2 protein-coding genes and 1 pseudogene are annotated in these 9,879 nt (G+C 76.6%); all 3 read right to left on the bottom strand.

Features of this window, described 5'->3' with window-relative positions; genetic code table 11:
- Nucleotides 1-6 precede the first annotated feature (6 nt).
- Nucleotides 7-1,362, bottom strand: a complete 1,356-nt coding sequence (locus tag EF918_RS26945) for a S8 family serine peptidase (RefSeq protein WP_185921937.1) — start codon at nucleotides 1,360-1,362, stop codon at nucleotides 7-9.
- Nucleotides 1,359-2,447 carry a hypothetical protein gene (locus tag EF918_RS37270; protein WP_185921936.1) on the bottom strand — a complete coding sequence of 363 codons (1,089 nt, stop codon included), beginning with the start codon at nucleotides 2,445-2,447 and terminating at the stop codon, nucleotides 1,359-1,361. The genes EF918_RS26945 and EF918_RS37270 overlap by 4 nt, the downstream gene beginning before the upstream one ends.
- A pseudogene (locus EF918_RS37265) lies at nucleotides 2,333-9,879 on the bottom strand (hypothetical protein); the annotation flags it as partial. The gene EF918_RS37270 and the pseudogene EF918_RS37265, both read right to left, overlap by 115 nt.

Below are 9,879 nucleotides of genomic sequence, written 5' to 3'. Positions count from 1 at the left end.
GGTGTGCTACAGCGGCTCCGGGCGGGGGGTCCTGCCGGGCGCGGGGGCCCGGTAGCGGGCGGGGCGCCAGCCCCTGCGCCGTCCCGCCGACACCACCGCGGCGGCGCCGGCGACCCCCGTCGCGGCGGCGAAGGCGACCCCGGAGACCAGCCAGGCCGGTCCCGCGGCCGAGGGGCCGGGGTCCGGCGGCATGGCCACGCCGGGAGCGTGCGGAGCGGGCGGGTCGTGCGGAGTCGGCTGCGGCGGTGTACGGGGCTGACCGGTCGCGGCCGCCGCCGCCCCGTTCCGGGGCTCCCCGGGCAGTGTCGCCGTGACGGCCGAGACCAGGTCCACGGGGCCGTAGCCCTGGGCCGGGCCCGGGGGCCGCCCCACCGACCAGGACGCGGTGGCCCGCAGCCGGTGGGTGAGCTCCGCGCCGCTGAGTTCCGGCCGGTGGCCGAGGACCAGCGCCGCGGTTCCGGCCACCAGCGCGGCGGCGTAACTCGGGCCGGACGCCGTGAAGTGGCCCGTGCCGCCGGGCCCCGGGCCCATCACCGCCTCGCCGGGCGCCGTCAGGTCCGTCCGCCCGGCGGCCTTCCTGGCGGCCGGTGCCCCGCTCGGGCCGGTCGCCGCGACCGACACCACCTGGGGATGGGCCGCGGGGAAGGCGGCACCCCCGTCGTCCCCGTCCGGAGCGGCGGGAGCGATGACGACGGCGCCGCGGGAGACGGCGTCCCGGACCGCGTCCGCGAGGGCCGGGCTGTCCGTCTGCGCCACCGCCATCACGGCGATCACCCGGGCGCCGCCGTCGGCGGCGGCCCGGATGCCCGCGCCCAGCAGATCGGGGGTGGTGCTCCCGCGCCGGTCGGTCACCGGGACGTCCAGGATCCGGGCGCGCGGCGCCAGGCCCGCGAACCCCGCCCCCGGCGTCCGCGCCGCCGCGATCAGCCCCGCCGTGAACGTGCCGTGCCCGGTGCAGTCCTCGGCCGGCCCGCCGTCGGTCCGGCGCGGCACCCGGTCGAGGCGGCCGTCCAGCACGCCCGAGGCGTCGTCCACGCCCGAGCCGACCACCGCCACGGTCACTCCCGCGCCCTCGGTCAGCGGCCAGACCGTGTCCGGGCGCAGGTACGTCTGCGGCCACGGCACCCGGGAACTGGTCCGGTCCGACGCCTTGCGGCACTCGTCCCCGGAGAGCCGTTGGGTGAGGGCGGGCAGCGAAGCCGGTTCCGTGCCCGCGCCCGGCGCGGGCGGGGCGGCCAGTGCGGGCGGCGCGGCCGGTACCAGTACGAGCAGCGCGCCGAGCGCGCCGATCGCAGCGGTCGCGGCGGCCAGTGCCGCCGCCGGGACGAGCCGGGGTTCCCTCCGGGCCGGGCGGGGGGTCACGAGCCGGTGCACTGGACGCGGAGGGCCTCGGCCGCGTGCCGGGCGTACGTCGATCCCGACCCGCCCGTGCCACGGTCGTGCAGCTTCACGGCGAGCCGGCCACCGGTGATCCGGAAGCTGCCCGCGGCGACCCAACGGCCGAGCTGGGAGGGCTGGTTGACGGTGAACGACCCGAGGAAGGGGTCACCGCCCGTGGAGCCGGCGTGCACGCTGTAGTACGACGCCTTGCCGCCCACCGCCCTGACGTCACCGTTGTTGGGGATGTGGACGAACACCTGGCAGGTGCCGGTGGTGACGGCGCCGGTGCGGAAGGTCCACCGCACCTGGTTCCCGGCGTCGCGGCCGCTGTCCCCGGACATCGGCATGGCGTAGAAGTCGCCGTTGCAGCCGCTGCTGCCGTAGCCGCCGACGTCGTACCCCTTCCAGCCGTCCTTGCGCACCGGGATCCAGTCGAAGGTGGCACCGGGGCCCGCGCAGCCCGGGCCGGCGACGGCGGCGTACTCCTTGGTGCCGGGCTGCGCCGGGCTCGGCGGGGCGACCGGGGGCTGCCCCGACCGGTCGCCGGGGACGGCCGGGGAGGTGACGGGCGATCCGTTGCCGCCGGCGGGCTGGGCGTCGGAGCCGCCCCCCGTCGGGGGTTGGCCGGTACCGGCGCCGGCCTGGGCCGGGGTCTGGCCCGTGCCGTTCGCCGTGGTGTCCGTCGGGGGCCCCTGACCGGCCGCGGGGCCGGCCGCGGTGGTGCCGTCGCCGCTGCCCGGTACGCCGGCGGCTCCCGGAACGGCGCCGCCGGACGGCGGGTTCGCGCCGTCCGGGGCGTCGGCGCCCGGCACGAAGCCGTCGGGGCCGCCGTCCGGCTGGTTGTAGCCCGGGGGGCGGGCCGGCCCCGGGGCCGGGCCGGATCCGCCGCCGAGCTGGGAGAGCAGCAGGGGCAGCCCCATGAGGACGACGCCCGAGGTGGCCGCCGCGGCGATCACCGGCTTGGGTATCCGGCGCGTGCGGCCCGGGCCCGTACGCGCCTCCTGGGCCGGTACGGGGACCGCCCCGGAGAGCGGCAGGGCCTCGACCGCCGCCACGGTGCCGGCCACGGCCGCTGCTTCGTCGTCGGTCCCGGTGTCGTCGCCGTGGCCGGCTGCGGCTGCGGCTGCGGCTGCGGCTGCGGGTTCGGGTCCGGAGGCGGAGGCGGAGGCGGGGTCGGGGTCGGACTCCGGGTCGCCGGGGACCGCCGGGACGGCGCCGTGCGCCGGGACCGCGTCCGGCCCGGGGGTCGGCTCCGCCGCCGCCGGGTCCTGCGCGGCCGGGTCCGGCTGGGGGCCGTCGTCGGCCGTGTGCCAGGCGACCGGGGGGAGGCTGATCGTCCCGCCGTCAGGCTGCCCTGCGGCCCGCCGCCGCTGGTCGTTCTCGTCCACGTTGCTTCCCCTCGGTCGTCGCGACACACATCGGGAACGGGACTGCGCCCCCGCGCGGTTCGCCGGGGTCCGGTCAGGTCAGGTAGTGGACCGGTTCCCCCTCGGGGGGAGGGGTGAGGACGAAGGCGACGGCCCGTTCGACGACCGCCCGGGCGAGGGGTGCGGCCGCGTCGTAGTCCGGCGCGGCCAGGTGCGCGAACAGGTCCGGCTCGGGAGCGAGCGCATACCGCGCCAGGTAGTAGGTGACGGTGTCGGTCCACACCCAGCGGCCGTCCGTCCGGAAGTTCATCGGGACCTCCGCACGCCGCTCGGGGTCGAGCACGTCGTCCATCAGCATCGGCGTCATCAGCACGGGCGTGCCCGCGTCGAGGCGCTGGACCAGCAGGTCCCGCAGCGCGGGGTCCTCGACCGACGGGTGGTCGGGGGCGAACCCGGGCCCGGTCCGCGGGTCGACGTGGTCGAAGACGGCGGCGAGCCGGAACTCCGGGTCGGTCATGGCGGGGTCCTCCTCCTGGGGCCGGGGCGGTCGGGCCCTCCGGGTCGACGGGGGCCGCCGGGACCTCCGGGACGACCGGCTCTGTCAGGCCCTCGGTGACGGTGGAGGCGGTCGTGACCCCCGTGTCCTGGGCGATCGGCGCAGAACGAGCCTCCGGCGCGGGCTGCGTCACCGGCCCGGCCGGGGCCTCCGGCGCGGTCGGGGCCACCGGCGCGGGCTGGGCGCCCGGCACGGTCGGGGCCGTCGGCGCCGGCTGGGCCTCCGGCCCGCGCGGAGCCACCGGAGAGGGTTGGCCCTCCGGCACACGCTGGGTGACCGGCCCGGCCGGGGCCTCCGGCGCGGGCTGGGCGCCCTGCGCGGTCGGGGCCTCCGGTGCCGGTTGGGCCTTCGGCGCAGTCGGGGCCTTCGGCGCAGGCTGGGCGATCGGCGCAGAACGAGCCTCCGGCGCGGGCTGCGGCGTCACCGGCCCGGTCGGATCCACCGGCGCGGTCGGGGCCTCCGGCGTGGGCTGGGTGACCGGCGCGGGCGGAGCCACCTGCGCGGGTTGGCCCTCCGGCGCAGGCTGGGTGACCTGCCCGGTCGGGGCCACCGGCGTGGGCTGGGCGACCGGCGCGGTCGGGGCCACCGGCGTGGGCTGGGCGACCGGCGCGGTCGGGGCCACCGGTGCAGGCTCGGCGGCCGGCGCAGGCTGCGCCCCCGGTGCCGGCTGGGCCTCCGGCCCGGGCTCGGGGGTCGGCTCCGGGGCGAACAAGCGGCGGTGGTTCTGCGTCAGCGTGGTCGCGTGGGACTCGTGCAGGAGGCCGAGGAGGCCGCCGTCCGCCTTGACCTCGACCGTGGTTCCGCTGCTGCCGGTGAGTACCCACGTGACGTCGGCCTCGTAGTAGTGCTGGGTCCCGCGGTGCTTCTCGCGTTCGTCGACCGCCTCGCTGCGGGAGGAGCTCCTGCCGTCCGTCCGCTCGCCGCCGACCGTGTACGGCGCCCCCGCGTTGACCCCGTGGGCGCCGCCCTCCGGGGTGATCGAACCGGTCCAGGAGAGCGTGCCGCTCTCCCGTTCCGTTTCCCGTTCCCGTTCCGTGACGCCGGTGTCGACGCCCGTGTCGAACGAGCCGGAGGCCAGGTGGCGGGTCCGGTGGACCACCAGGCGCAGGGTGACGTGCTCGCCGTCCGCCACCGGCACCACGTAGCCGCCGTCGCCCAGCAGGGCCGCGATGTTCGCCCGCAGGTTCCGCTCGGACGTCAGCAGGTCCGTGCGCAGGCCCGCGAGGGTGCCCGGGGCCAGGTCCCCGCGCAGCGGCGGGGCCGTGTCCTGAGGTGCCACCCGGTGCGGCAGTGAGGCCGCGGCCGACAGCCAGGGCAGGACCCGGTCCAGGCCGGGCAGTGCCATGGCCTGGAGGGTCGGGGCCAGGTCGGCGGTCAGTTTGCGGACGGGCTCCGGGACCGTGGTCGGGCCGCCCGGGCGGACGTGCCCGGCCACCGGGACGGCCGGGGTGCGGGTGCCCGGGCCCGGCTGCGTCAGGTGGTCGGGGACCAGCAGGTGGACCTGCCCGCCCGGTACGTCGATCCGTCGCTTCGGGGTGTGCCCCGAGGGGAAGAGGGCGTCCCACTCGGCGCCCCACTGCTCGCTGAACCAGCGGCCGGCCCGGCCGTCCGTGGACCGGTCGACCAGGCGCGCCGGGGCCGTGAGGACCTTGCCCGCCAGCCGCGCCACCTGGTGCGGTTCGCCCGTGTCGAAGATCTCCACCCGGTAGCTCACCGGGTGGGTGAACTCGTGGACGTCGCCGACGTACTCCAGGCCGTGCTGGTCCCGCGTGGTCGTGGTGTCGGTCGTGGTCCGGCCGGTGGAGGTCTCCGCGCCGCCGCCGAACTTCACGCCGCCGCGCGGGCCCTTCCCGCCGGCCGGCCCCTTGACGGTGAGGCCGCCCTGGCCGCCGACCTTGCCGGACGTACCGGACGAGGAGCCGGCGGAGTTCGTCGCGGCGTCGCTCACGGTCATCATGACCTCGCCGCGCGGCCGCCGGTACGTCCCCTCGCCGACGTCGGCGGTGACCCGGATGCCGATCATCCGGGTGCCGCCCCCGGGAGCCTGGACCTTGAGCAGCTGCCGTACGGAAGTGGACCTGAGCGTCGCGAAGTTGGCGCGCAGCGACTCCTTGGAGAACACCGAGGCGACGGCCCGGGACAGGTCCGTCGGGGTGTCGCGCAGCCCGGCCGGGACGACCCCCAGGTCTTCCAGGGCCGTGCGCACCGCCGGCAGGACCTGGTCCGCGTCCAGCTTCTCCACGTGCGAGAAGGCGTGCCCGAGGTCGGCGTTGACGTACGAACGCTCCGGGTGCGGACCGGTGGCGGGGGCCGGGGCGGCCTCCGGCGGGACCGGCAGGCCCAGGTCGCGGGCCTGCTGGTCGGGCACGGTCAGCTCCAGGCCGCCGGTGACCTTCGCGTACAGGGTCGTGGTGTCCGAGAAGGCCTTGAGCCGGCCCTGCGGCAGCCAGGTGTGGTGGGAGACCTCGAAGTGGGCGTCCGTACGGAAGCGGTGGGTCGTCCCCTTGTAGATCAGGGCGGAGGAGACGGAGCCGGCCGAGACCCGGCTGGTGGCGCTCGTGTCCGTCCGGCTGCCCTCCACCGAGCCGGTCAGGGCGAACTGGGCGCCCGTACCGGGCCGGTCGCCGACGTCGCCCCGGACCCCCGCGCCCAAGGAGGCGCCGAAGGTGCGCGAAGAAGACGTGGACACGGAGGACTTGGTGCTGGTCTCGACGCTGTGCGCCGTGCTGGTCCCGGTGGCCGTCGTCTCGTAGGCGGGCTCGGGGAACCGCAGGGTGACGACGAGTGCCTGCGGGTTCCCCTCGGCGGTCGGCGGAAGCGGGACCGTGGCGCCGTCCGGGCCGGTGAGCTGCTCGAACTCGGCCCGCAGGAGGTTCGAGGTGAAGATCTCCTCGATGTCGGTGGCGAGGCCCTGGCGCAGCGCGCCCACGGTGTCGCCGGAGCGCTTGCCGAAGGCGGTGTCGAGCGGGGTCGGCGCGGCGCCGTCGGCCTGCCGGGCGACGAACGCGGCGACGGCCGCGCCCAGTTCCCGCATCCCGAGGAACTCCGGGGTGATGCCGCCGAGTCCGGCCGCGGGCAGGGGGAACTCCGGGGTGCGGCCCTCGCCCGCGCCGAGCCGGCCGGGGTCGTCCGGGCCGCGGAACACGGTGGTGGTGCCGGTGGTGACGAGCCGTGCCGGGTCGTGCGGGGCGGTCGCGAGGTGGTCGTTGTCGACCCGTACCACCGCCGAGACGTCGTCGCCGCCGAACTCCAGGGACGTCCCGGACAGCAGCTGGCCGTCGCCGTCGTGGAGCGTGGCGGTCAGATGGTGGACGGCCGCGTAGTCGAACGCGGTGACCGTGCCGGTGGACTCCTCGCCGTGCGAGGACTTGACGACGGAACTCGCGGACTCCTTCACGTTCGCGAGTGTGGCACCGCCGTTCGCCTTGAACCCCGGCACCTCGATCCGGGCGTCGCCGACGGCGATCCGCAGGGTGGCGCCGCCGCCGACCGAGAAGGACGCCTGGTCGCTCTGGCCGACCGCGTAGCTGGTGTTGCGCGCCGCGGTGCGGCTCAGGGTGATACCGGGCTCCTGCGACGTGCCGCGCAGCGCGCGGAGCTCGGTGCGCAGGTGCAGGCGGACCTCGTGGTCACCGGCCTGGAGGGTGACCGGGACGCCGGAGCCCAGCAGGGTGGTGAAGCGGGCCCGCATGCCGGGGGTGCCGAAGGCGGCGGCGAGTTCGCGCTGGAGCTGCCCGTACTCCTCCTCGTCGAGCCGCTTCTTGAGGCCTGCCGCCTCCAGCTGGACGTCCAGCCAGGCGCGGGCGGCGGGCAGCACCTTCTCGGAGCCGGGGAGCTCGCCGACCAGGCCGGGGCCGAGACCCTTGCGCGCGGCCAGCGCCAGCGGCTCGCGGGGGTCGGCCGGGAACTCCCGCGGCGGGAAGGGGCCGAGCACCTTCCCCTGCTCGTCGACCACCATCAGGAACCTGGCCGGCTCCTCGGGGGCGGGCGCGTCCGCACCGTCCGGCTGCCCGGGCTGCGGTCCCTCGGGTGTGCCCGCCGCGTCCAGCAGCCGTACGTGCGGGTGCTGGCGGAAGGCGTCGGCGGTGTCCTGAGCGTGGGCGTACCCCGGGCTGATCTGGAGCTGGACGGGTCCGTGCCGCGTCGCGAAGTCGTCCAGTTCCGCCTCACCGCCCTGGTGCACCACCAGCGGCCGGTACGTACGCACCAGCGGCTGCGGCGGTGCGGCGGCCAGGTTGCGGATCGTCTGCTCCACCGGGTGGTGCAGGGTCCCGGGCACCTCCATCGTGCCGTCGGCGGTGATGTCGAGGACCATCATGGTGCGGTGGCCGCCGAGCCGGGACTGCGGGGAGACCTGGGGGTGGCCGAGCAGGGTCTGCAGGCCGGCGTCGGTCTCGCCGTGGTCGGCGGTGAACTGCGGGTCGACCACCACCAGCAGCGACAGCCCGGGATGTGCTTCGAGGAACGCGGTGAGCTGGTCGGCGCCCCCCTCGTGGACCTTGCGCAGGGGGCCGAGGAGCCCCGCGAAGCCGGTGGTGGCCAACCGCTGGGCGCCGGTGATGACGCCCTGGTCGTCCGCGTGGTAGCGGAACTCCGGGCGGGGGAGGTGCGCGGGGGCGCCGGGGGGCGTGAACGAGTACGCGTCCTCGGTGTGGACGAGCGTCACCTGCGCGTGGCCGGCCAGCCGGTCCCAGCCGGGGGCGTCGGGGAGGCGGCCGCCGGGGACCGCGATCTCGATCGGCTGCCGCTCGGCGATCCTCAGCAGGTCCTCGACGCCGTTCAGGCCTCCGGTGGGGAAGGGGCGCTGCACGCCCACGTCGAAGTGGGCTGCCGGCTCCCGCCGGGCCAGCCGCAGCAGGCCGCGGACGGCGTGCGTAGTCGCCCGGAAGCGGGACACCGGGGCGGGGGCGCCGGGGTCCGCCGGGGCGCCCCCGCCCGCCGGAGGCTGCCCCTCCGGCGGGTCCGTCCGGAGCAGCAGCTCCTCGAAGCGGGACGCCTGGCCGGCCGGTACGCCGACGGCCAGCACCAGACGGGACTCGAACGGCGGGACCCGGTTCTTCGACAGGGACGTGAACTCCACCCGGAAGTCGGCCTCCGCGCGGTAGTCGACCTGCTTCTCCTTCGGGAACTTGATCTTCTGCTTGGTCTTGTCCGAGCCGCTGACGTCGAGGTTGTGGGCGCGCGCGGTGTTGACCGCGAGGTCCACGCTGGGCACGACCACGAACCGCTCCAGCGGGACCAGGCCGGACGTGCTCACGGTCACGGCCCCCTTGCCGCTGTGCTTGCTGCTCGCCTTCACCCCGAAGCCGTCGGCGAAGTCCTCACGGATGCGCGGCCTGCCGTCCGTCTCGCCCTTGCGTTCGAGGCTGGTCAGCCGGGCGCTCACCTGGAAGTGCCCGGCCAGCGAGCCGCGGAGCCGGCCGCCGGCGGTGAACACCTTCGAGGTCCAGGCGCCGTTGCTCCACCACTGGTTGCTGTCCTTGAGCGTCTTCTCGTTGAGCAGCTCCTCGGTGACCTCGCCGAGGAACGTGGCGGCCACCTCCGGGGCGACCTCGGCCGCCGCGAGGTGCGCGGCCAGATCGGCCACGACCTGTTTCGGCGCGACCGCGTTGACGGTGGAGAGCACCGACTTCAGACCGGCCGGGTTCACCACCGGCCGCGGCCCGGTCCACGGGGTCCCGTCCCCGGCCCCGGCAGCGGCACCGGTCCCGCCCCCGTTCCCGTTCCCGTTCGCCGGGACGGACCCCGGGGGGAAGGCCAGGCGCAGCCGGTCCGGGGCCCGGAAGATCAGGGGCGGTCCGTCCGCCACGCGCACGGTGATCCGTACGTCGCCGTCGAACTCGTCACCCCCCTTCACCACGGTCCGGCCGGCCGCCTGGACGTCCACGGTGGTCGTACGGGAGGTACTGGTGGTCGTGTTGACCTGCACCTTCACCGACGGGACCACCCCGGTCAGGGCCCCGGCGCCCACCACCTGCACGGCGATGTCCGAGGCGACGGCGAACTGGCTGCTGCTGCCCGAGGCGGTCGTACGGTTCGTCACGGGCTGGTTGCGCGAGGGGAAGCCCGCCACTTCCTGGTCGGTCTGCGCCCGGTGGTGGCGCAGGTTCTCCGGCCAGGCGGTCAGCGTCACGCGCTGTCCGCCGGCATGGAAGGTGAGCGGGTTCTGCAGGAAGCGCTGCCAGGCCTTGGGGTCCTGACCGGTCATCCGGCTGCCCAGCCGGTCCATGACCCCGGCCGTGGTCCCGGCGTCCACCCCCAGCTTCCGCAGGGCCGTCCGGGTCGACTCCAGCCACTGCGTGCTGTCGGCCTCCGCCCAGGCGTGCACGGAGGTGACGTAGCCGTCCCCGAGCGCACCGTCCGCGACGTGCCAGGGGACCTGGGGGGTGGGGGCGCCCTCGCCGTTGTCGGTCGCGCCGAACGGCGCCGCTTCCGCGTCGGGTTCGTGGCCGGCGTCGAAGGCCGGCGGGTTCTCGTCCGCCTCCGTGCCGAACCTGACCGCCCCGGGGTGGGTCCCGTCGCCCTCGGCGGAGGGCGGGAACGTGGAGTCGGCGTGGGTGGCGGTGAGGGTGGGGG

Origin of the sequence: Streptomyces sp. WAC06614, assembly GCF_003949795.1 — a bacterium.
In the GTDB taxonomy this organism is placed as follows: Bacteria; Actinomycetota; Actinomycetes; order Streptomycetales; family Streptomycetaceae; genus Streptomyces.
The sequence above is the reverse complement of the archived record's forward strand: the minus strand, read 5'-3'. Positions and strand labels throughout refer to the sequence as shown.